The sequence below is a fragment of the Pseudomonas azerbaijanoccidentalis genome (genome assembly GCF_019145495.1).
In the GTDB taxonomy this organism is placed as follows: Bacteria; Pseudomonadota; Gammaproteobacteria; order Pseudomonadales; family Pseudomonadaceae; genus Aquipseudomonas; species Aquipseudomonas azerbaijanoccidentalis.
This window is the reverse complement of the sequence record NZ_JAHSTU010000002.1, coordinates 843,358-864,396: the sequence shown is the minus strand read 5'-3', so window position 1 is coordinate 864,396 and position 21,039 is coordinate 843,358. Positions and strand designations below refer to the sequence as shown.

The 21,039-nt window shown below is 59.2% G+C and carries 18 protein-coding genes; 7 read left to right on the top strand and 11 right to left on the bottom strand.

The features are described 5' to 3' along the window. Positions 1 to 24: 24 nt before the first annotated feature. From KVG88_RS10485 to KVG88_RS10460, 6 genes are all read left to right on the top strand, one after another. Positions 25 to 543 carry a penicillin-binding protein activator LpoB gene (locus KVG88_RS10485; RefSeq protein WP_217871285.1) on the top strand — a complete coding sequence of 173 codons (519 nt, stop codon included), beginning with the start codon at positions 25 to 27 and terminating at the stop codon, positions 541 to 543. A 5-nt stretch (positions 544 to 548) separates the two neighbouring features. Further along, positions 549 to 1,913, top strand: a complete 1,365-nt coding sequence (locus tag KVG88_RS10480) for a PelD GGDEF domain-containing protein (protein WP_225933913.1) — start codon at positions 549 to 551, stop codon at positions 1,911 to 1,913. Continuing rightward, the gene (locus tag KVG88_RS10475) at positions 1,891 to 2,880 is read left to right on the top strand and encodes a HEAT repeat domain-containing protein (protein ID WP_217871284.1); all 990 of its coding nucleotides are present in this window, start codon (positions 1,891 to 1,893) and stop codon (positions 2,878 to 2,880) included. The genes KVG88_RS10480 and KVG88_RS10475 overlap by 23 nt, the downstream gene beginning before the upstream one ends. Further along, the gene (gene pelF / locus KVG88_RS10470; protein WP_150703901.1) at positions 2,877 to 4,391 is read left to right on the top strand and encodes a GT4 family glycosyltransferase PelF; all 1,515 of its coding nucleotides are present in this window, start codon (positions 2,877 to 2,879) and stop codon (positions 4,389 to 4,391) included. Before KVG88_RS10475 ends, pelF begins: the two co-directional genes overlap by 4 nt. Then, entirely contained in the window at positions 4,392 to 5,762 is a 1,371-nt protein-coding gene (gene pelG / locus KVG88_RS10465; RefSeq protein WP_150703902.1) for an exopolysaccharide Pel transporter PelG, read from the top strand. Between the two features lie 144 nt (positions 5,763 to 5,906). Further along, positions 5,907 to 6,626: a hypothetical protein gene (locus tag KVG88_RS10460; protein ID WP_217871283.1), complete on the top strand. Its 720-nt coding sequence runs from the start codon at positions 5,907 to 5,909 to the stop codon at positions 6,624 to 6,626. A 22-nt stretch (positions 6,627 to 6,648) separates the two neighbouring features. Here the strand turns inward: KVG88_RS10460 and KVG88_RS10455 are convergent, their stop codons facing one another. From KVG88_RS10455 to KVG88_RS10440, 4 genes are all read right to left on the bottom strand, one after another. Next, positions 6,649 to 7,116 carry a MarR family winged helix-turn-helix transcriptional regulator gene (locus tag KVG88_RS10455; protein WP_217871282.1) on the bottom strand — a complete coding sequence of 156 codons (468 nt, stop codon included), beginning with the start codon at positions 7,114 to 7,116 and terminating at the stop codon, positions 6,649 to 6,651. Between the two features lie 170 nt (positions 7,117 to 7,286). Continuing rightward, positions 7,287 to 7,739 (bottom strand): Ohr family peroxiredoxin, encoded by a 453-nt coding sequence (locus KVG88_RS10450; RefSeq protein WP_150703905.1) that lies wholly within the window; start codon positions 7,737 to 7,739, stop codon positions 7,287 to 7,289. A 61-nt stretch (positions 7,740 to 7,800) separates the two neighbouring features. After that, positions 7,801 to 8,253, bottom strand: a complete 453-nt coding sequence (locus KVG88_RS10445) for an Ohr family peroxiredoxin (RefSeq protein ID WP_217871281.1) — start codon at positions 8,251 to 8,253, stop codon at positions 7,801 to 7,803. Positions 8,254 to 8,631: 378 nt separating this feature from the next. Continuing rightward, positions 8,632 to 9,954 carry an epoxide hydrolase family protein gene (locus KVG88_RS10440; protein ID WP_225933912.1) on the bottom strand — a complete coding sequence of 441 codons (1,323 nt, stop codon included), beginning with the start codon at positions 9,952 to 9,954 and terminating at the stop codon, positions 8,632 to 8,634. 387 nt (positions 9,955 to 10,341) lie between these two features. On the opposite strand from KVG88_RS10440, the gene KVG88_RS10435 reads away from it, so the two are divergent. Beyond that, positions 10,342 to 11,259 (top strand): LysR substrate-binding domain-containing protein, encoded by a 918-nt coding sequence (locus KVG88_RS10435; protein WP_217871280.1) that lies wholly within the window; start codon positions 10,342 to 10,344, stop codon positions 11,257 to 11,259. 22 nt (positions 11,260 to 11,281) lie between these two features. Here the strand turns inward: KVG88_RS10435 and KVG88_RS10430 are convergent, their stop codons facing one another. The 7 genes from KVG88_RS10430 to KVG88_RS10400 all read right to left on the bottom strand — a co-directional run bounded on the left by KVG88_RS10430 (position 11,282) and on the right by KVG88_RS10400 (position 20,952). Next, positions 11,282 to 12,007, bottom strand: coding sequence for a transporter substrate-binding domain-containing protein (locus KVG88_RS10430; protein WP_217871279.1), 726 nt, complete (start codon positions 12,005 to 12,007; stop codon positions 11,282 to 11,284). Positions 12,008 to 12,044: 37 nt separating this feature from the next. Further along, a complete protein-coding gene (locus KVG88_RS10425; RefSeq protein ID WP_217871278.1) occupies positions 12,045 to 13,370 on the bottom strand; it encodes an MFS transporter in 1,326 nt (441 codons plus the stop codon). Positions 13,371 to 13,431: 61 nt separating this feature from the next. Continuing rightward, on the bottom strand, positions 13,432 to 14,484 hold the full coding sequence (locus KVG88_RS10420; protein ID WP_217871277.1) for a lactonase family protein: 1,053 nt from the start codon (positions 14,482 to 14,484) through the stop codon (positions 13,432 to 13,434). A gap of 272 nt (positions 14,485 to 14,756) precedes the next feature. Further along, positions 14,757 to 17,435 carry an aconitate hydratase AcnA gene (gene acnA, locus KVG88_RS10415; protein WP_217871276.1) on the bottom strand — a complete coding sequence of 893 codons (2,679 nt, stop codon included), beginning with the start codon at positions 17,433 to 17,435 and terminating at the stop codon, positions 14,757 to 14,759. 148 nt (positions 17,436 to 17,583) lie between these two features. After that, entirely contained in the window at positions 17,584 to 18,474 is an 891-nt protein-coding gene (locus KVG88_RS10410; protein WP_217871275.1) for a LysR family transcriptional regulator, read from the bottom strand. Positions 18,475 to 18,508: 34 nt separating this feature from the next. Then, the gene (locus KVG88_RS10405) at positions 18,509 to 19,981 is read right to left on the bottom strand and encodes a serine hydrolase domain-containing protein (RefSeq protein ID WP_217871274.1); all 1,473 of its coding nucleotides are present in this window, start codon (positions 19,979 to 19,981) and stop codon (positions 18,509 to 18,511) included. A 53-nt stretch (positions 19,982 to 20,034) separates the two neighbouring features. Then, the gene (locus KVG88_RS10400) at positions 20,035 to 20,952 is read right to left on the bottom strand and encodes a LysR substrate-binding domain-containing protein (protein ID WP_217871273.1); all 918 of its coding nucleotides are present in this window, start codon (positions 20,950 to 20,952) and stop codon (positions 20,035 to 20,037) included. Between the last annotated feature and the right edge of the window lie 87 nt (positions 20,953 to 21,039).

Below are 21,039 nucleotides of genomic sequence, written 5' to 3'. Positions count from 1 at the left end.
GAATTTTCTACGGGAGAAAAACGTATGCAAGCAATTCGTAATCTGAGCCTGGCGCTGGCGGTCCTGTTCGTCGCCGGTTGTGCCAGCTTCACCGACGAAAGCAGCCCGAGCCTGCCGCGCACTGCGCAGTGGGGCATCGTGCCGATCGTCAACTATTCGCAGACGCCTCAGGCCGGTGAACGCAGCGAGCAAATCCTGCTCAGCGTCCTCAGCAGCCACGGTTTGCAGCCACGGGTTTACCCGGCCAGCGCCCAGGGTGAGCAAGCGCTGATGGACGACAACGAGCGTCTGGCCGGTGCCCTGGATTGGGCGCGTGAGCAGAAACTCGATTACGTCGTGGCCGGCAGCGTTGAAGAGTGGCAGTACAAGAATGGCCTGGATGGCGAGCCGGCAGTGGGCATCAGCCTGCGCGTGCTCGACGCCAGCAGTGGCCAGGTACTCTGGAGCAAAAGTGGCGCGCGCGCCGGTTGGTCCCGTGAAAGCCTCGCGGGCACCGCGCAAAAGGTGCTCGACAAACTTGTTGGCGCCCTTCGGTTCGAGTGATCGCAATGAATTCTCCACACATGGATTACAGCCTGGCGCCTCGCGCCAGCGGCCTGGTGTCTTGGCTGGAAACGTTCCTGGTGACCGGCCTGGTCATTGGACTCGGCATGTGGCTGACCCCGCAGGATCCGTTGCAAATGCACGGTGGGTTCCCCTGGCCGATTCTGGCGCCGCTGCTGTTGGGTGTGCGTTACGGTTTTGTGCGCGGCCTGCTGAGCGCTGCGTTGTTGGTCCTGGCGGTATTCGCCCTGCGCTACAGCGGCCATGCCGGCTACGCGCAGCTTGAGCCGTCGTGGATTGTCGGCGTTTTGGTCTGCGGCATGCTGGTGGGTGAGGTTCGCGATCTGTGGGAACGACGCCTGGAGCGTCTGCAGATGGCCAACGATTATCGCCAGTATCGTCTCGATGAATTCACCCGCGCGCATCAGATTCTGCGGGTCTCCCACGACCGTCTCGAACAGCGTGTAGCCGGTAGCGACCAAAGCTTGCGCAGCTCCCTGCTGGGCCTGCGCGATAAGTTGCGGGTGTTGCCGGAGCATGGCGATGCACTGGCGGCCTTGGCCGACCCGATCGTTGCAGTGCTCGGGCAATACGGTGCATTGCGTGTAGCCGGGTTGTACCGGGTCGACGATCGTGGTGAGCGTGTGTTGCCGACGCCATTGGCGACCATCGGCGTCATGGGGTCGCTGGACACCGACGACGGTCTGGTCAAGTTATGCCTGGCGCGCGGTGAGCTGGTGAGCGTGCGTCAGGAACTGATCGATGCGGGCGGCTCGGCGCAATTCTCGTCGTTGCAGGCGTGCATTCCGTTGATCGATGCCGAAGGGCGTCTGCTCGCGGTACTGGCCGTGCGGCAGATGCCGTTCTTTGCCTTCCAGGATCGAACTCTGAGCCTGCTGGCGCTGTTGGCCGGGCACATCGCCGACCTGCTGTTGCGAGACGTGCAAGTGCTGCAACTGGCCGATGCCGACGCGCAACACTTCACCCTGCAACTCAAGCGCTCGCTGGTCGACGTAGAGCGGCACCAGTTGTCGGCCGGTCTGTTCGCCTTCGAAATGACCCGTTCCAACGAAGAGCTGACGCGCCTGCTGGAACGCAGTCAGCGCGGTCTGGACTTGCACTTGCCGCTGCGCAACAACCGCGACCATCAGCTGCTGTTGGTGCTGTTGCCGTTGACCAGCCCGCAAGGCACCGAAGGCTATCTGTCGCGTATCAACCTGCTGGTGCATGAGCACTTCGGCATTGAAAGTGACATGGACAGCCTTGGTGTGCGGGTCATGCCATTCAACCTGGAGCCTGGTGAACACAACGGGCTGCGTAACTTCCTGTTCAACGAGTGTGGCCTGAATGATCAGCAAGTGGCTGTTTAGCGGAGCCTTGTTGTTAGAGGCGGGCAGTTGGGCCAGTTTGTGGGTCGACGCCCCCGAGGTGCACCAATTGCTGGTGTTCAGCCTCACTCATGGCCTGGCTTGTGTGATGTTGTGTGGCGCAGTCTGGCTGTTGTTGCCGGCGCGCTACCGCTCGCCGTTGCCGTGGAGCCCGCTGTTCATTTTCAGCCTGGCGTTCTTTGTGCCGGTGCTCGGTGCAGTGGGTGTGGTTGCGGCGATTTTCCCGGCGCTGTACCTGCCTCGCAAACGCGACAAGCAAGCGTGGCAAGCGGTGGGCATTCCGAGCCTGCCGTATCGTGCGCAGACAAATCTGCATTCGCCGATCTTCGCCGATGGCGGCTTGCAGGATGTGTTGCGCCACGCACCGGATCCGGATCAGCGCCTGGCCGCGTTGCTGGCCACCAAGCGTATGCCCGGCAAGGAAGCGGTGCCGATTCTCAAACTGGCGCTGGGCGACCCGAGCGACGATGTACGACTGCTGGCGTATTCGATGCTCGACAAGCAGGAAAGCGACATCAACCTGCGCATCCAGATTGCCCTCGGCCAATTGCACGGCGCCACGGCCAAGGTTGCCGGTGGGCTGCATGGCACGCTGGCGCGCTGGTACTGGGAGCTGGCGTATCTGGGCCTGGCGCAGGGCAGTGTGCTTGATCACGTACTCAATCAAGCCAACGAACATGCCGAGCAAGGCCTGCTAGCGGGCGAGGGCGGTGAGCTGTTTCTGTTGGCCGGGCGCATTGCCCTGGAACGCGGCGACGTCGAACGCGCCGAAATGCTGCTGACTCAGGCCCAGGAAAACGGCATGGGCGCGGCGCAGATTCTGCCGTTCCATGCTGAGCTGGCGTTCGAGGCCGGTCGTTACCACGAAATTCCAGGGTTGCTCGCAAGCCTTCCCGAGAAAACCCGCCAGCGACCACCCTTCGCTGATCTGGTGAGGAGCTGGACATGAGTCACAAGGAAGAGGCGCCGATAGCCGATATCTGTCTGCTGCTCGAAGGCACCTGGCCGTACGTGCGTGGCGGCGTGTCGAGCTGGATTCACCAGATGATCCTCGGCCTGCCGGAGCTGACATTCTCGGTGATGTTCATTGGCGGGCAGCGTTCGGCCTATGCCGAACGTCGCTATCAAGTGCCGCCGAACGTGTTGCACATCGAAGAGGTGTTCCTCGAAGACGCGACCCACACCACTGACTCCCGGGGCACTCCGCGCGAGGCCGACCTGCAACAGTTGCAGGACCTCTATCGCTTCCTGCATCACCCGGACGCGCCAGAGCCTGCATTGGGTGAAAACCTGCTCGAATGCATCGCGCAAGGCCGCCTGACCCTCGACGACGTGCTGCGCAGCCGCGCCAGTTGGGAGGCCTTGAGTGAAGGTTATCGCCTGCATTGCGCCGACCCGTCGTTCATCAACTATTTCTGGACGCTGCGCTCGATGCAGTCGCCGTTGCTGATGCTCGCCGAGTCGTCGCTCCGTATGCCGCGGGCGCGGGTACTGCATTCGATTTCCACTGGTTATGCCGGGCTGTTGGGCTGCATCCTCAAGCAACGTTGGAACTGCACCTACCTGCTCAGCGAGCACGGCATCTACACCAAGGAACGCAAGATCGACCTGGCCCAGGCCAGCTGGATCGCCGAGAGTTCCGGCCAGGCGCTCAACCGCAGCCTTGATGCCGGCTCGGGTTACATCCGGACGTTGTGGGTGCGTTTTTTCGAGCGCATCGGGCAGCTGACTTACAACAGCGCCGACAACATCATTTCGCTGTATGACGGCAACCGTCAGCGGCAAATCAAAGACGGCGCCGACTCAGTGCGTACCCAGGTCATCCCTAACGGCATCGACTTGCCGCAGTGGACTTCCGCGCTCGAATCCCGCGCGCCGGGCATTGCGCCGGTGGTGGGGTTGATCGGCCGTGTGGTGCCGATCAAGGACGTGAAGACGTTCCTGCGGGCCATGCGCGGTGTGATCAGCGCCATGCCCGAGGCCGAAGGCTGGATCGTCGGCCCTGAAGAAGAAGACCCGGAATACGTCAGTGAATGCCGCAGCCTGATGGCCAGCCTGGGGCTGGAGGGCAAGGTGCATTTTCTTGGCTTCCAACGCATTCAAGACATCCTGCCCAAGCTCGGCCTGATGGTACTGACCTCGATCAGTGAGGCGCAGCCGCTGGTGATCCTTGAGGCCTGGGCCGCCGGTACGCCGGTGGTCAGCAGTGACGTGGGCTCGTGCCGCGAGATGATCGAGGGCGGCAGCCCTGAAGACCGTGACCTCGGCCTGGCCGGTAAAGTCGTGGCCATTGCCGACCCGCAGGCCACCAGTGTGGCGATCCTCGAACTGCTGCGCAGCCCGCAACGCTGGCAAGCGGCTCAGGCCAGCGGCCTGTTGCGGGTCAATCGTTACTACACCGAAGCCTTGATGCTGCAGCGTTATCGCGACTTGTATCAAGCCGCCATGGAGAACAGTTAAATGGCCGGTATTGGCTTCGAACTTCGCAAGATCCTGTCTCGCGATTCCTACACCTCAACCTTGCACGCCTACGTGTACGCCGGGCTGATCAGCTCCGGGCCGTGGGTGTTGTCGATCATCAGCGTGATGCTGGTGGGTATCATCAGCCTGAGCCGTGTCGTGCCCAACACGCTGGTGGGGCAGTTCCTGGTGACGGTAACCTACCTGATGGCCAGCTCGCTGATCCTCACGGGCGGCTTGCAGCTGTTCTTCACCCGGTTCGTATCCGACCGGCTGTTCGAGCACAAGTACGATCAGATCCTGCCCAACCTGGTGGGTGTGTTGCTGTTGGTCACCATCGGTGCCGGGTTGCTGGGTATCGTCGTGCTGAGCGTGTTGTTCGATCAGCCGCTGATGTACCGGTTGCTGGTGCTGTCGAACTTCGTGGTGCTGTGCAACCTGTGGATGGTGATCATCTTCCTCTCGGGGATGAAGGCCTATAACCGCATCCTGCTGGTGATGCTGGTGGGCTACTCGCTGATGGTCATCAGCGCTTATCTGCTGAGCTTCCTGGGGATTGCGGGCCTGTTGCTGGCGCTGTTGATCGGGCACAGCACGCTGCTGTTCCTGTTTCTCTACGACATCCTGCGCGAGTACCGTGCCGAGAAACTGGTGGCCTTCGATTTCCTTGAGCGCCGGCAAGTGTTCGTCAGCCTGTTGGTGACCGGGTTCTTCTACAACTTTGGCATCTGGGTCGACAAGTTCCTGTTCTGGTTCAACCCCGGCACTTCGAACAACGTCATCGGCCCATTGCGCGCCTCGATCCTGTACGACTTGCCGATCTTCCTCGCGTACCTGGCGATCATCCCCGGCATGGCGGTGTTTCTGGTGCGTATCGAAACCGATTTTGCCGAGTGGTATGACCGACTGTTCCGGGCCATCCGCGAAGGCGAGACGTTGCAGCACATCAGTTCGCTGAAGACCGAGATGACTTTGTCGATCCGTCAGGGTCTGTTGGAAATCTGCAAAGTGCAGGGGCTGACCGTGGTCCTGTTGTTCCTGTTCGCCCCGCGCTTGCTGGACTGGCTGGGCATCTCCAGTTACTACCTGCCACTGTTCTACATCGACCTGATCGGCGTGAGCATCCAGGTGGTGTTCATGGCGCTGCTCAACGTGTTTTTCTACCTCGACAAGCGCGCTGTGGTGCTGGAACTCTGCGTGATCTTCGCGGTGCTGAACGCCGGGTTGACGCTTCTCAGCATGCACCTTGGCCCGAGCTTCTTCGGCTACGGCTTCACCCTGTCGTTGCTGGTGTGCGTGTTGCTGGGGCTGCATCGACTGTCCACAGCGCTGGAAGACCTTGAGTACGACACGTTCATGTTGTCGCGCTGATATTCCTTGCAGCACAAAAAAGGCACTGACGATCACCGTCAGTGCCTTTTTTTGAGGGCCAGGAGTCTGCCGTCGGCTACAGCAACGAAATGGACACCAAGGCCTATTCTTTGATGAATGCCAACCTTTAGGGAGCCAGTACCCATGAGCGATCTGCTGGACAAAGTGCTAGACGCCCATGGCGGTGTGGAGCGCTGGAATCGCTTCAATACGGTCAAGGCCACTATCGTTTCGGGCGGTGAGCTGTGGGGGATAAAGGGAGTGGTGCAGGACGCGACGCCCCGCGAGATGACCGTCAGTCTTCACCAGCAACGCGCTTCGGTAACGCCGTTCGGCAACCCGGATTGGCGCACGGCATTCAGGGCTGACTACATCGCTATCGAAACCACGCAAGGTGCAATCGTGCGTGAAAGGTTGAACCCTCGCGAGGCCTTCGCCGGGCATGACATGGATACACCCTGGGACCCATTGCACCGCGCTTACTTCAGCGGATACGCGATGTGGACCTATCTCACGACACCGTTTTTCATGTCCATGCCGGGTTTCAAAGTCACTGAAATCGCACCTTGGCAAGAAGGCTCCGAAGCCTGGGGCGGTTTGCGCGTCGAGTTTGCGGATGACATTGCCAGCCACAGCCGCTTGCAGGATTTCTATTTCGGCGACGACGGGCTATTGCGCCGACATGACTACCACGTCGATATCGCCGGCGGGTTTGCCGCGGCGCAGTACGTGAGTGAATACGTCGAGGCCCAGGGCCTTCGTTTTCCGACGCGGCGCAGAGCTTATCTGCGGGACGAAAAACGACAGCCGCTACGGGAGCGGCTCATGGTGTCGATCGATTTGAGCGACTTTCTCTTGAGTTGAAGCTGTTCGGGTAAAGCTCAGGTTACTCGGCGTCGTGACGGTCTTTCGTCGAGCGAATGAGGTTGTCGCGCAGTTTTACAATGGCGTGCTGCATTTGCACGAATTCGTCCGGATCAAGACCGGTTTGCGGGAAGCCTTCTTCGGTCAATTCTTCGCGCAGTTTTCGTCCTTCTTTCGTCAGGCTGATCCGCACCTGGCGTTCATCTTCCGGGTCGCGTTGGCGCCGTAGATACCCCATCGCTTCCAGTTTCTTCAGGATCGGCGTAAGGGTGTTGGATTCAAGGAAGAGCTTTTCGCCGAGGCTGCCTACGGTCTGATCATCCTGCTCCCACAGCACGACGAGCGTGATGTACTGCGTGTAGGTCAGGCCGAGTCGTTCGAGCATTGGCTTGTAAGCCTTGCCGAAGGCGAGGTTGGAGGAATAGACCGCAAAACACAGGAAATCTGCAAGCTTCAGGTCGAGGGCGGATGTCTTGTCAGTGGCTTTCATGCGCATTCTCTCTGGGCAAGGATGGATGGATTGCAAGTCCGGACTATACATCGCATGCGATGGTGTCGGAAGGGCACAGACCTTGGTCTCTCAATGTCCACCTATGTTCGGCCGGTAAAGCCGACGGCCGGCTCATCAGGTAACCCCTGGTGAACCGGCCGTGGACTGCGTTATGCGGTCTGGACGTTGATGGCGACATCAATGTTGCCGCGTGTTGCCTTGGAGTACGGGCAGATCGCATCGGCGTTGTGCGCCAGTTCGGTCGCGATTTCGTGTGACAGGCCGGGCACACGCAGGGTCAGTCGGGCCTGGAGGAAGTAAGCCGCGCCGGTTTGGCCCAGATCGACTTCGATGTCCACGGCGGTATCGTCCGGCAGTGTCACCTTTAACTGCTGGGCGGCCAGACCCACGGCGGCGATGTAGCAGGCCGACCACGCCCCGGCGAACAGTTGCTCGGCTTTCGGGTGCGGCTGCACGCCGGAGAAAACGTGTGCCGGTGTGGCGCTGCCGGGCGACGACAGTTCAATGTCGAGGTTGCCGTTATGACCGCGCGAAGTTTTACCGGCGCTGCTCAGGGTGGTGTGGGTTTTGCCGCTGGCCAGTACTTTTTCAATTTTGCTCATGATGATTTCCTCAGGTTATTCGAGTGTGTAGTTCGTGTGCGTTAGCATCGCATACGATGCGTTAGGCCGTGATCACGTTCAGGGCAACGTCGATATTGCCGCGTGTCGCTTTGGAGTACGGGCAGATGGAATCGGCGATGTGAGCCAGTTCGGTCGCGATATCGTGTGCCAGCCCCGGTACGCGCAGAGTCAGTCGGGCCTGAAGGAAGTAGGCCGAACCCGTCTGGCCCAGGTCCACTTCGATGTCGACGGCCAGGTCGGCGGGCAGTGCGATGTTGCGCTCTGCGGCAACCAGGCCAACCGCTGCGGTGTAGCAGGCCGACCATGCTCCGGCGAACAATTGCTCGGCTTTCGGGTGCGGCTGGGTAGCGGCAAACACATGGGCAGGCTGCGCGGAACCTGGGGACGACAGCTCGATGTCGAGGGTGCCGTTATGACCGCGCGAGGTTTTGCCTGCGCTGCTGTAGGTGGTGTGGGTCTTGCCGGTGGCCAGTACTTTTTCGATCTTGCTCATGGGATGACTCCTTAAGGTTTGTAGTTTGTGCGATTACATCGCATACGATATGACGAGTGTAGAAAAACGATTTATCAGGCTGCTGCTTTGATCCAGTTGTTGCCGTTGTGACCTTGGGCAGCGCGAGCGGTAGTGATGAACAGGGTGTAGGTGCTTGCGGTGTTCATGGTTGAATCTCCAAACGGCAACAGGGTTTATGTTGTTTGTCGCTTTCGATTAGATCGCATACGATGAATGAATATTCTACCAAAGCCCCAACGATGTCAAAGATTATTTTTCGCCTCGACGACGAACGGTAGAGGCGGGTGGATTGGCCCACCCGCCCACTTGATCCTCAACCCACAGGAATCAGGTCTTCGATGCTAAGAGCTGGCGCGCTTAGCGCAGGGTCTTGAACCCGGCCCTGACTTCCTGCGAGAAAAGCGTCGGCTGCTCCCACGCAGCAAAGTGCCCGCCTTTGGGAAGCCTGTTGTAATGCACAAGCTTGGGATAGGCCTGCTGCGACCAACTTCTCGGCGCCGTATACAGTTCATCGGGAAACACACTGACCGCCACCGGGATGTTGACGCCCTTGACGGCGAAGAATGTCGACTTGTTTTCCCAATAGAGCCGAGCCGACGAAATGGCGGTCTTGGTCAGCCAGAACAGCGTGATGTTGTCGAGGACGTCATCAGGTGTGAGGCCTTCAGGATGTCCGTCGATGGAGCGCGCAATCATCTCGTAGCTTTTAGGGTCGTGATCGAGCATGAACGCTGCCAAACCTACGGGTGAGTCGGTGATGCCGGTAAGCGACTGAGGCCTGTCGCCCATCATGATTGCGTAGCCGATGTGCTTGTAGGTGTTGGCGAGTTGATCGGCCGCCAGTTTCTCCTCCCCGGAAAGACCACTCGGGACCGGGTCGCCGCGGAACAACGCCGCATCCAGTTCAGGCGGGATCACGCCAGGCATGTTCGAGTGAATACCGATCAGGCCAGGTGGTGCCTTTACCGCCATCAGGTCGACGACGATAGCGCCCCAATCGCCACCCTGCGCGCCATACCGGGTGTAGCCGAGGCGCTTCATCAACTCGATGTAGGCATCGGCGATACGTACGGGATTCCAACCGGCCTCGGTCGGTTTCTCCGAGAAGCCGTAACCCGGCATCGATGGAATGACCAAACTGAACGCATCGGCGGCGCTGCCACCGTGCGCCTCAGGATCGGTAAGCGGGCCGATGACTTTCATCAGCTCGATCACCGATCCAGGCCAACCGTGCGCCATGAGCAGCGGCAGCGCATTTTCGTGTTTGGAGCGGATATGGATGAAATGTATATCCAGGCCATCAATCCGGGTGATGAAGTTTGGAAGGGCGTTTATTTTTGATTCGATTACTCGCCAGTCGTACTTTGTCGCCCAATGTCTGGCCAGTTTCTGGATCGTCGCAAGTTGTACGCCTTGCGAGGAGTCATTAACTATTTCCTTGTCCGGCCATCTTGTTGCTTGTAGGCGTCTGCGCAACTCTGAAAGTTCTGAGTCCGGAGCGCTGAAATGAAATGGACGTATTTCAGTGGAAGCACTATTTATGGTTTTTTGATTATTGGTCATAGCGTCAGTCTTGATTGAGAAGCCGAGTAGCCCTAGCGGTGCAGCCGCGCATGTCACGGCAGCAGCGCCGCAAAATTTACGTCTGCTCAGGGAAAGTTGTTTGATGTTTTTGGGCATGCAGGTTCCTCAGGCGCGAAGTCACACGTAGAGCTCCTTTAATAGAAACTGCTATTAGTTATAACTATTCATGGGATTATCGAAGTTCAAATAGTACAAATGACAGTAACTATCTGACGGGCCTGATTTTATAGGCGAGGTTAGGTGCCGAATAGAACGGAAAAAGCGATCATCTTCGGCTTTTCCGCTCATCGCGCTTGCGCCACCACTCGTCGCCAAGACTTAACACGAGCTTTGACATCATCAGCACTTTGCTTGAATATTTATGTCTCGCGTGCGATTAAATCGCATACAGTTTATGAGTTTTGAGAAAGCACCCATGAGCAAAATCGAAAAAGTCCCGGTCCTCAGCGACCGTACCTATAGCCGCCCCAGAGGCCGTGCTTCATGAAGCTGATCCAGCTGCGGGCCTTCTGCTCGGTGGTCGACATGGGCAGTTTCCGTTCGGCGGCACGAGAGCTGGACGCGGCGCAAAGCACGTTGACAGAGTCGATTCAAAGCCTGGAAAAAGAACTGGGGGTCACCTTGCTGGTGCGCTCCAATCAAGGCATCAGCGTGACCCTGGCCGGCAAGGTTTTCCTGCCCCGGGCGCGTTCGATCATTCTGGATTGCGATCGCGCGGTACAAGACGTCCGACAGTGGAATGGCATGCCCGAAGGGCAGATCGCATTGGGTGTCACCGTGGAGCCGTTGGCGGCGTGCCTGATGCCGGTCTTCAGCAGTTTTACCCGCCGATTTCCAAAGGTGCAGCTACACGTCGCCAGTGGCAAGACGAAGATGCTAATCGAGATGATTCGCGCTGGCCGGCTCGATTTCGTGATGTGCCCCTTGAGCCCCAACGTCTGCGATATCGACCTGCAGATCGAGCGGCTCTACAGTTCGAAATCCAGCGTGATTGCGCGCAAGGGGCATCCTCTGGCAGGTGCTCGCTCAGTTCATGATTTAGCCGATTGCCAGTGGATCAGTGTCCGGCCGGCCGGAGTCGTCGGCAGTGCGGAAAATCATCTGGTCGAGCTGTTCAGAGCCCAGGGATTGCCGCCACCAAAGATCGCGATCACCACCGAATCGCTGCTGGAAATCCTGCACATCATTTCCGAGACGGACTATCTGACCATTGAGCCCGGGATGCTGCCCGGCATGAAGCTGTTTTCCTCGTCGCTGATCAGCATTTCGATTCGTGAGCCGTTGGAGTCGAATGAGGTGTGCCTGGTCAGCCGTCGAGTGTCACCCTTCACCCAGGTCACACAAGAGCTGACCAGCATGCTGATCTCTTACTCGCGCTTGCGTCACCGCGCCAGGGGATGAAATCCGGCGCTAACATCACAGCTCAGGGCGCAACATTCACATCATCCTGACCGTTAGCCACCAATGCCGCCTGGACGAATCCTTCGTCTTTCTTGCGCTTCACGAAATCCCTCACATAGGCGGCGCCTGCTTCACGCTCCCGAGGGACGGCCATCGCCTGGCGGATCGAAGTGAAAGCGTCTTCCAGCACTCGATGACAGCTGTTGGCTTCGGCGGCTTTTTGCAGTGGCTGCCTGACGCCCGCCGCGGCATCCAGTCCCGACTCATGGAACAAATCCACGGCCGCGGCTGAGGTTTCTGCGCGTTCCAACTGTGCATGCTTCAGTGTGCGGGATAGGAAAAGGTCGTACGCGGCGCCCTTGCCGACGGCGAGTTTCAAGCCGGGTTGATCGAGATCGGCAACGCTCACATACGGGGAGTCAGTGGCGACCAGATAAGTGCCCTCGATGATCACGTAGGGTTCGCTGAATGCGATCTGCTCTTCGCGGACCGGCTCGATGGCCAGGAACGCGATGTTCCACTCCCCGGTTTCCAGCGCGGCAAACACCTTGCCCGCCGCGTCGAACGTGATCATTTCCAGTTGCGCACCCAATTCGGTGGCAAGCGCCTTTGCCAAGGCCACGGACACGCCTTTTGGCGACCCGTCCGGCCCTCGCTGGGCGAGTACCGGATTGCCGAAATTGATCGCGGCACGAAGAACGCCTTCAGGGGCCAGATCATTGATGACCAGCGGTGTGATTGAACTCATCGCGTACTCCAACGTATGGGTTTGCAGGTGAAGCACGTCAGTGCGCTTCTCGGCTGGCGGCGTTGACGACTGGCGAAGTGTCGTTGTTGGTGACTCGCATAAAGAACGTCATCAGGAACCCGGCCAGCAACAGTGTGCTGAGGAACAACAGGCCATTGGCGGCGCTTTGGCTATTGCCTTTCACCATACCGATCAAGGACGGGCCAACGAAACCGCCCAGGTTGCCGATCGAGTTGATGACAGCAATGGAGACTGCGGCTGTCGTCCGATCGAGGAACAACGTTGGCAATGCCCAGAACGGCGATTTGAAACTGTACAGGCCTGACAGCGCAAGGCAGATCATCGCCATTGCCACATAGGGGTTCTGCAGCAGCCCCGCACCCACCAACCCCAGAGCGGCAACCAACAGCGGTATCGCCGAATGCAGCTTGCGCTCGTTGCGTCGGTCGGAACTGCGCGACCAGAGGATCATGGCGGCGGTGGCAACGATGTAAGGCAGCATGGCGATCAAGCCAATCTGTGTGTGGGTCAGCGACTCGGAAAAGCTTTTGATGATCTGCGGCATCCAGTAGCCAACGCCCAGGCTGCCACATTGGTAGACGAAGTAAATGAACGACAGGTACAGCACCTTGGGGTTGGTCATGGTTTTCACCACGCTCAAACTTTTCACGTTCTTGCGGTTTTGACGGTCGCGCTCAAGCTCAGCCAGCAACCAGTCCTTCTCATGGGGTTTGAGCCACTTGGCCTGTTCCGGTTTGTCGGTCAGGAAAAAGAAACAGGCGATGCCGAGAATGACCGCTGGAATACCTTCCAGGAACAGCATCCAGCGCCAGCCGCTCCAGTTCATCCAGCTGATGTTGTCCATGATCCAGGTGCTCAGCGGCGCGCCGATGATGTAGCTGACGGGAATCGCTGCGGTGAACAGTGCAACGGTGGTCGCAAGTTCCTTGGCGCGAAACCAGAAGGTCAGGTAGACGATGATGCCGGGAAAGAACCCCGCTTCGGCGACGCCCAGGAAAAAGCGCAGCACATAGAGCTGATTGGCTGATTGCGCGAATGCAGTCGCCGCCGCGATGCAGCCCCACGTCACCAGGATGCGGGCGATCCAGACCCGGGCGCCGAATTTGTTGAGCATGACGTTGCTCGGCACTTCGAAGAGGAAATAACCGATGAAGAAAATGCCCGAGATGAAGCCAAAGGCCTCGCTTGATAGCGCGAGTTCCTTGTTCATTTGCAGGGCGGCATATCCGATGTTGGCCCGGTCCAGATACGAAACGATGTACAGCAGGAAAACGAAAGGAATGATGCGCAGCGTGATCTTGCGGACGATCGCCGATTCGTCCACGGAATTGTTCTTGTTCATGGCAACCTCACGGGAAGCAGGCTGTTGCCTGCTTCTTTAGTTTTTGTAGTTCCGTCAGTGATCAGGCAGAAAAAACCATACACACCGGGCTACCGGTAGAGACCGAGAAACCGGTCTTGCTCAGCCCGCCTTTTTTCGGATCCACGGCCATCGAAATAATGGTGTCGCTGTCCTCATTGAGTGCGAAGAGGAATCGCTCGTTGGGCGTCAGCGTGAAGAAGCGCGGTGTCTTGCCATCGGTGGGCATGAACTCGACCGGGCTCAACAGGCCAGTGCCTTGATCGATGGAGAACGCGGCGACGCTGTCATAGCCACGGTTGGACGCGTAGAGGAATCGCCCGCTGCGGTCGACTTCAATCTCCGATGCGCGGCTGTTGCCGGTGAAGGTCGAGGGTAGCGATGGCAGCACTTGCAGCGGTGTCAGCGAGCCGTTGCCGGCGTCAAAGCGGTAGGTGGTCACCGATGAATCCAGTTCGTTGACGACGTAGGCAAACGGCGCGCTCGGATGCAGCGCCAAATGCCGTGGGCCCGCGCCTTCGCGAGTCGTGACGAACGGTTGGGTCGCAGGGACAAGCTTGCCGTTGTCGAAGCGAAAACTGAACACACGATCCAGCCCTTTATCAGGGACCAACACAAAGTTGCCCGAGTGATCGAAGGGGTTGAAATGCGGTTTTGAGAACGGTTGCTCCACGCGGTGGGGGCCCATCGGACCTTCGAGCTTCAGCAGTTGATTCAGCGAGCCCAGCGCGCCGTCTTCGCCAACATTCAACACCGCCAGCGAGCCGCCGATGTGGTTCGACACCACCAGGAAACGCTCGCTGGGATCCAGTGCGAGGTGAACCGGATTTTTGCCCTCGCAGCTTTGCTGGTTGATGAACGTCAGTTTCCCGGTGGCTTTGTCGATACTGAAGGCGCTGACATCGCTCTTGTCGCCATGCACGGTATACAGCCGGTCGCACGCCCGATTCAGCGCGAGGAACGATGGATTGACCAGGTCCTTGACCACCTGGACTAGGGTCAGCGTGCCTTTCTCCTGATCCACTTGGTAGACGCTGATGCCTTCGCCGCGAGCATTTCGTTCACGGGTGGTGCGAGACCCGACGTACGCGTACATAGGGGTTGTTCTCCGGGTAGCCGATAATTTTTTGTTGGAAGGTTCAGCCGCACTGGACAGGCCCGTTGGCAGCATTGAACTCAGTATCGAGACGCCCGCCACCGTGCCTATCTGTTTGAGCAACGTGCGACGGTTCGCACCATTGAAGAGTGAAGCGCAAGACTGAATTTCAGACTCGCGCTCGCCTGCGCTTTTATCGTCGCCATGCATGATTGCTGATCCTTATTATTGTTGATCACAAATGCCCGGCCCTTGCGAACCGGGCGGTTGAATCAGTGTCGGGTACGCGCCACCACCTTGCGAATCACGAAGGGCAGTACACCGCCGTTTATGAGGTAGCGAATTTCCTGGAGCGAATCGATACGCACGGCCAACTCGACATGCTGTAGATCGCCTGTTGTCCGGTGGATGATCAGCGTCACGCTGTTATCGCCGACCGCGAGATCGTCCAGCCCCAGAAAGTCGAGGCGTTCAGTCCCTTGCAACTGCAGGTCCTCAACGCTCATGCCGGGCTTGAACTGCAACGGGATGACGCCCATTCCGATCAGGTTGCTGCGATGGATGCGTTCGATGCTCCGGGCAACGACGGCTTTGACGCCCAGCAACGCTTGAGCCTTGGCCGCCCAGTCACGGCTTGATCCCGCGCCATAGTTGATCCCGGCGAACATCACCATCGACGTCTGTCGATCCGTGTAGCTTTTCGAAGCCTGGTACAGAGGCAGGCATTCGCTGTGATCGGCGTTCCAGGCCCAGCCACCTTGCCCCGGTTGTTCGTCACCCAAAAGCAGGTTCTTGACGGTCTTGTTGGTGAATGCACCGCGCAGCATCACTTCATGATTACTGCGCCGTGTGGAGTACTGATTGAGGTCTTGAGGATCCTCTCCGCGCTCCAGCAACCACTGACCTGCCAGGCTTTTGGCCGGGATAGCGCCGGCTGGGGAAATGTGGTCGGTGGTGATGTTGTCGCCCAGCACCATCAAGATCCGTGCGCCGCTGATCGCCAGGCTGGTGTTCGGCTCGGCCTTGATCCCCGCCAGGTATTCAGGACGACGCAGGTAGGTTGAATCAGGGCTCCAGGGAAATTGCACGCTGCCTTCGGCAGACAGCGCTTGCCAATGGTGGGTACCGTCCCAGACTGTCGCCAGGCGCTGCTGGAAAAACTCTGGTTTGACCACCTTGATGACTTGAGCCGCGACTTCTGTGTCGCTGGGCATCAGGTCCCGCAGGTAAACCGGCTCACCATTGTGGCTTTGGCCCAACGGCTGCGATTCAAGGTCGATATCAATGGTCCCGGCGATGGCATAGGCGACGCAGAGCGCCGGCGATGCCAGATAACCCGCCGGCACTTTCGGATTGACCCGGCCTTCGAAGTTACGGTTGCCGGAAAGCACCACCACGCCTTTCAGGCCTTGATCGGCGAACACTTCAACATGTTCTTCCAGCTTCCCTGAGTTGCCGATGCAGGTCATGCAACCGAACCCCGCCAAGTCAAAACCGAGCGCCGAGAAATCTTCGAGCAGACGGGCCTCGGCCAGATAATCCGCCACCACCTGTGAGCCGGGTGACAACGAGGTCTTCACCCAAGGTTTGCGCTTGAGCCCCAGCTCGCGGGCCTTGCGTGCTAGTAGACCGGCCTGAATCATCTGCGAAGGGTTCGCGGTGTTGGTGCAACTGGTGATGGCCGCCATCACCACGGCGCCGTGGGTGATCGGCTGATGAAACGAGGGCTCGAAGAAATGTTGTTCCGCCGGGCCCGCGATCAGGTTTTTTCCGCCCATGACCTCGTTGCGAAAGGACGCTGCGGCATTCGCCAGGCTTTGCCGCTGATGAGGCTGATGCGGCCCTGCGACACTCGGTTCAATGTCGGCAAGATCCAGTTCGATCAACTCGTCAAACTGCGGCTCGGCCAGATCATCACGGCGCCATAACGGTTGCGCGCTCATGTAGCTCACGACTTTTTTGCGCAGCGCCGGCGATCGTCCGCTCAGCTCCAGGTACGACAGCGTTTCAGTGTCGAACGGGAAGAACACCACTGTGGCGCCATACTCAGGCGCCATGTTGGAAACAGTCCCGCGCGCCGCCCAGCTCAGTGTGGAAAGACCGGGCCCGAAGAACTCGACGAACTTGCCCACGACCGAGCGCTTGCGCAGGATTTCGGCGACATGCAGCGACAGATCGGTGGCCGTGACACCCGGCCGCATGCGGTTGCTCACCCGGATGCCAATCACCTGGGGAAAGCTGATCGGAACGGGTTCGCCGACCATCGCTGCCTGGCCTTCAAGACCACCCACGCCCCAGCCCAACACGCCGATGGCATTGATCATCGGGGTGTGACTGTCGGTCGCGACCATGTCATCGGGATGGAGCATTCGTTGGCCGTTTTCCATCGGTGTTTCCCACACCACCTGCGCGAGCGCTTCCATGTTCATCTGGTGGATGATGCCCGTGCCTGGAGGGATAACGCCGAAGTTGTCGAGGCTCTTCTGTGCCCACTTGATGAAGCGGTAGCGCTCGCTGTTGCGGCGAAAATCGATGTCCAGATTCTGTTCGACGGCATCGGCCTCTGCGTAACGCTCGACGATCACCGAATGGTCAATCGTCAGCACGGCAGGGATCAGCGGATTCATCGCTTTCGGATCGCCGCCCAGCTCCGCCACCACATCCCGCATGCAGGCGAAGTCAGCCAGTGCCGGCAGGCAAGTGGTGTCATGGAACATCAGGCGGTTGGGCTGGAATGGCACTTCGCAGTTAGGGCCCTGACCGATGGCACGCGCCAGCACCGAGGGCAGCGCTTGCGGCGAGCACCGCGCGACGTTTTCCAGGAGGATGCGTATCGAGTAAGGCAACTTCGCTACTTGTGCAGGCGACAGCATCTTGTGCAAATCGACATAGGCGAATCGCTCGTTGTCGATGACCAGATGATTGAGAAGGTCACGGGCAGGCTCGGTCATGCTTGTATCGCTCGGCTTTTATAGTTGTAACGGCAGCCGGAAACGATCCCGACGATACCGCTGATGGGCCGATAGTAGGTGCACTCCGAGCGAAGGAAAATTGATCAATCGCCACAGCAGCGTTCTCCATCGGAGAACGCTCGCGGGGTTATTCGTTGGGCAATCGCAAATGGTCGATCAGGGTTTTCAACGTCGGTGTGGCCGCGTCATATTTCTTGAATGCCAGCAGCAGCGAGCGCTTTGCCCATGGCTCATCCAGGGTCACCGCCTTCAACTTGTGGCTGCGCGTGTATTGGTTGACGACGCTGCGTGGCAGCACCGCCAGGCCCAACCCCGATGACACCATCCGGCACATGCAGTCGAAGCTGCTGATGCGGATTCGCAGCTTGATCGTCATGCCGAGCTTTTCAGCTTCGCTGGTGAGCAATGCGTGTACCGAGCTTTCCAGATGCGGGCCGACAAATTCATGCTCCAGGACCTCCCTGAACTTGATGGATTTGCGGCTGGAGAGAACGTGACCTGCGGGAACCACCAACGCCAGCTCATCATGGCGATAGGGCAGGGTTTCCAATCCCTGGGAGGCGGTTTGCATCGCGATTATCCCCAGGTCGGCTCGCCCATCTGCCACTGCACGGATGACCGCCGAGCCTACGCGCTCTTCGATATCGAATTTGATCTGAGGGTACAAGGCAACAAAACGGCCGACGTCGTCGGGCAAGAATTGTGACAGCGCCGAGGTGATGGCGTGGATGCGGACATGGCCTTTCACGCCCGATGCGTACTCACCCAATTCGTTGTCGAGTTGTTCGACCGTCTGCTTGAGCTGGCGGGCGTAGAAGAGCATCGACTGGCCGGCCGGAGTCAATTCGACGCCTCGGGCATTGCGCACCAACAGCGGCGAGCCGACCTGCGACTCCAGCTCCGTGATGCGCTTGCTGACAGCCGAGACCGCCAGATGCTGGATCCGCGCTGCCCGGGTCAGGTTACGCTCCTGCGCGACGGTGATGAAAAGCTCAAGGCTTGTGAGGTCGTATCGCAATGGGAGAAGTCCTTAAATCAAGTGCCTCTGGGGCTCAGGTTTTCCGTCGGCGACCCTGTAGCGCTGGATGAGCCAGTGCACCACTGTTCACGTTGACCGAGCGCTCCCAGGTCACGCCATCCTCTGTAAAGGTGCAGCGGATGGTGTCACGGAAGGCACTGGCGACATAGATCCACTGCATCTCCAGGGTTCTCTGGTCGAGCCAGCGTGCACCGGCAATCACGGCTTCGTCCTTGAAGGTATAGCCATGATGCAATTCGCTGCCCGGCATGTCGGTGGTGCCCTGATGCCAGCGATTCAACCCGCTGACGATACGGTGAGCGCCCGTACCGTCGGTCAGGTCTATGGTTAGCGTGTCTGCTTCAAAAGCAAAGCTGAGTCGAGTGACGCCGAGCTCGTTGTCCTGGAAGTCGAAGGTGACCGGCGTGGTGAACGGCGCGGTGGTAGCGGATTCAAGCGTCGGGACCTCGCGCATGGCACTGAGGCGTTGCAGCAGACGCTTGTCCGCGTCATCCGCCGGTTCAGTGCTGTCGAGAAACGCCGCCGGAAAATGCCGCTCGATGTGCGGAATGATGTGTGCCGAGTTCTTCATGGCGCCGACCAGTGCCAGCGTCGCGCCGAAGGCCGGAAAAACGATCGCCATTTGCACGAACACGCCGACGGCACAGTAGGCACCCTGAGGCTTGATTGCCCAGTGGTAACCGTACTTGCTGTCGGGTCCGCCTTGCGGGCGAGTCGCGGCCTGCACCCACTCGCTGGACAAAATGCGCTGGCCTTCCCAGATCCCGTCTTGAGCATGGAGGATACCCAACTTGAGCATGGACGCCGGCGTGGCGGTCAAACCGTTGCCGCCGGGGTTGATCCCGTCGGGGCCAATTGCCCAATGTTCATCAGTGATGCCCAGCGGTTCGAACAGGCGCGGGCGCAGATACTCATGCATGGTCTGGCCGGTGACCTGGGTCACGATAGCCGACAGCATGTAGCTGGCCGCACTGGTGTAGACGTACTGTCCGCCAGGCTCGTGAACCAGTGGAATCTTGAAAAACTCGGTGATCCAGCTGCTGTCGATGCCGCGCCAGACCGATCCTGACGTGTTGGCTTGATGGCCGGTGCGCATCGTCAGCAGGTGCTCGACCGTCATGCTCGGCAAGCGCGGATCGATGTGCGCCGGCAGGTGTTGCGGAAAGAACGAGATGACCGTATCGCTGAGCCGCAGCAAGCCTTCATCGACGGCCAAACCAATGGCGCACGCCGTAAAACTTTTCGCCACCGAGTGCAGGATTCGCGGGCGCTCTGAAGCGTAAGGCCACTTCCAGCCTTCAGCCACGACTTTGCCGTGGCGGTGCAGGATCATGCCGTGCAGATCCAGCCCGGCGTTATCGACGTCATCGAGAAAAGCGACGATGCGATCAGGATCGATCCCGGTTTCGCTGGCCGCCGCACGGAGCAGTCCGTCATGGGCTGTTGAGAGTGGGGCGGCGGACAACGACGAAGGCAGCGCAGGCATGAAGAAAAATCTCTTGTGGGGTGTACGGGGTTGAACGAGCGGCGAGCGCGGGGTCAGCCTTTGGCTCGATGGACCAGGCGCGAATAGGAAATCAGCATGCTGGTCAGTTCCTGCGTGACCTGGGTGAACGGCGAGCTTCGACGGCTGATCAGGCAGACGTCGCGCGAGGCCAGCGGCTCGCGGATCGGGATGGTGATCAGCGATGACGAAAACAGTTTCATGCCGGGCAGCATGCGCGGTTCGATGGTCAGGTAATCCGACTCGGAGACGATGTGCAGGATTTCCAGCAACGAATCCGCGGTAATGGCGATCTTCGGCGGTGGCAGGCCTTCAGCCCTGAACAACTCGATCAAGCGGTTCTCGGCACCACCCACCACGCCGGCCGGGCGTACGCTGATCCACTGGCAGTCAGTCAACTCGCGCACCGAACGGGCCTGCGCCTGGGGGTGTCCCTTGCGGGCAATGATGCTGGCATCCGAACTGTAGAGTCGTTCGATCGTCAGGTCGATATCGGTGACGTTCGGGGCCAACGGGCACATGACGAAGTCGAGGCGGCCGTCGCGGATTTTCTCGATCAGCATTTTCGTCGAGCCGCTGGCGACGTGAACCTGCACCTTGGGAAACTTGCGGGTGAAGCTGCTGAAGACCGGCATCAGCAGTTCGGCCAACGGTTCTGCGGTGACACCCAAAGCGATCTGCCCCTCGGGTTCGCCTTTCCATTGCTGGATGTCCTGCAACGCACGATCGCAGTCCATGGTGATCGAACGCGCCCGGGTCAGGAAGCTTTTGCCGGCCGGGGTCAGGTTGATGCCCTGGTTGGAGCGAGCCAGGAGAATGACCCCCAGCTCTTTTTCAAGGCTTTGGATCGATTGCGTCAGTGTGCTCTGGGCAACACCCAATTGCCGTGCCGCCGAACGAAAACTGCCTTTCTCGACGACCGAGCAAAAGGCACGAAGGTGAACCAGCGTCATGGGGCAACAACCTCGGGGTAAGTGGGCAGGTGATGATCGATTTGACCGAAGCTTATCCGAACAGATGCCCTCAAAACCTATCCATTG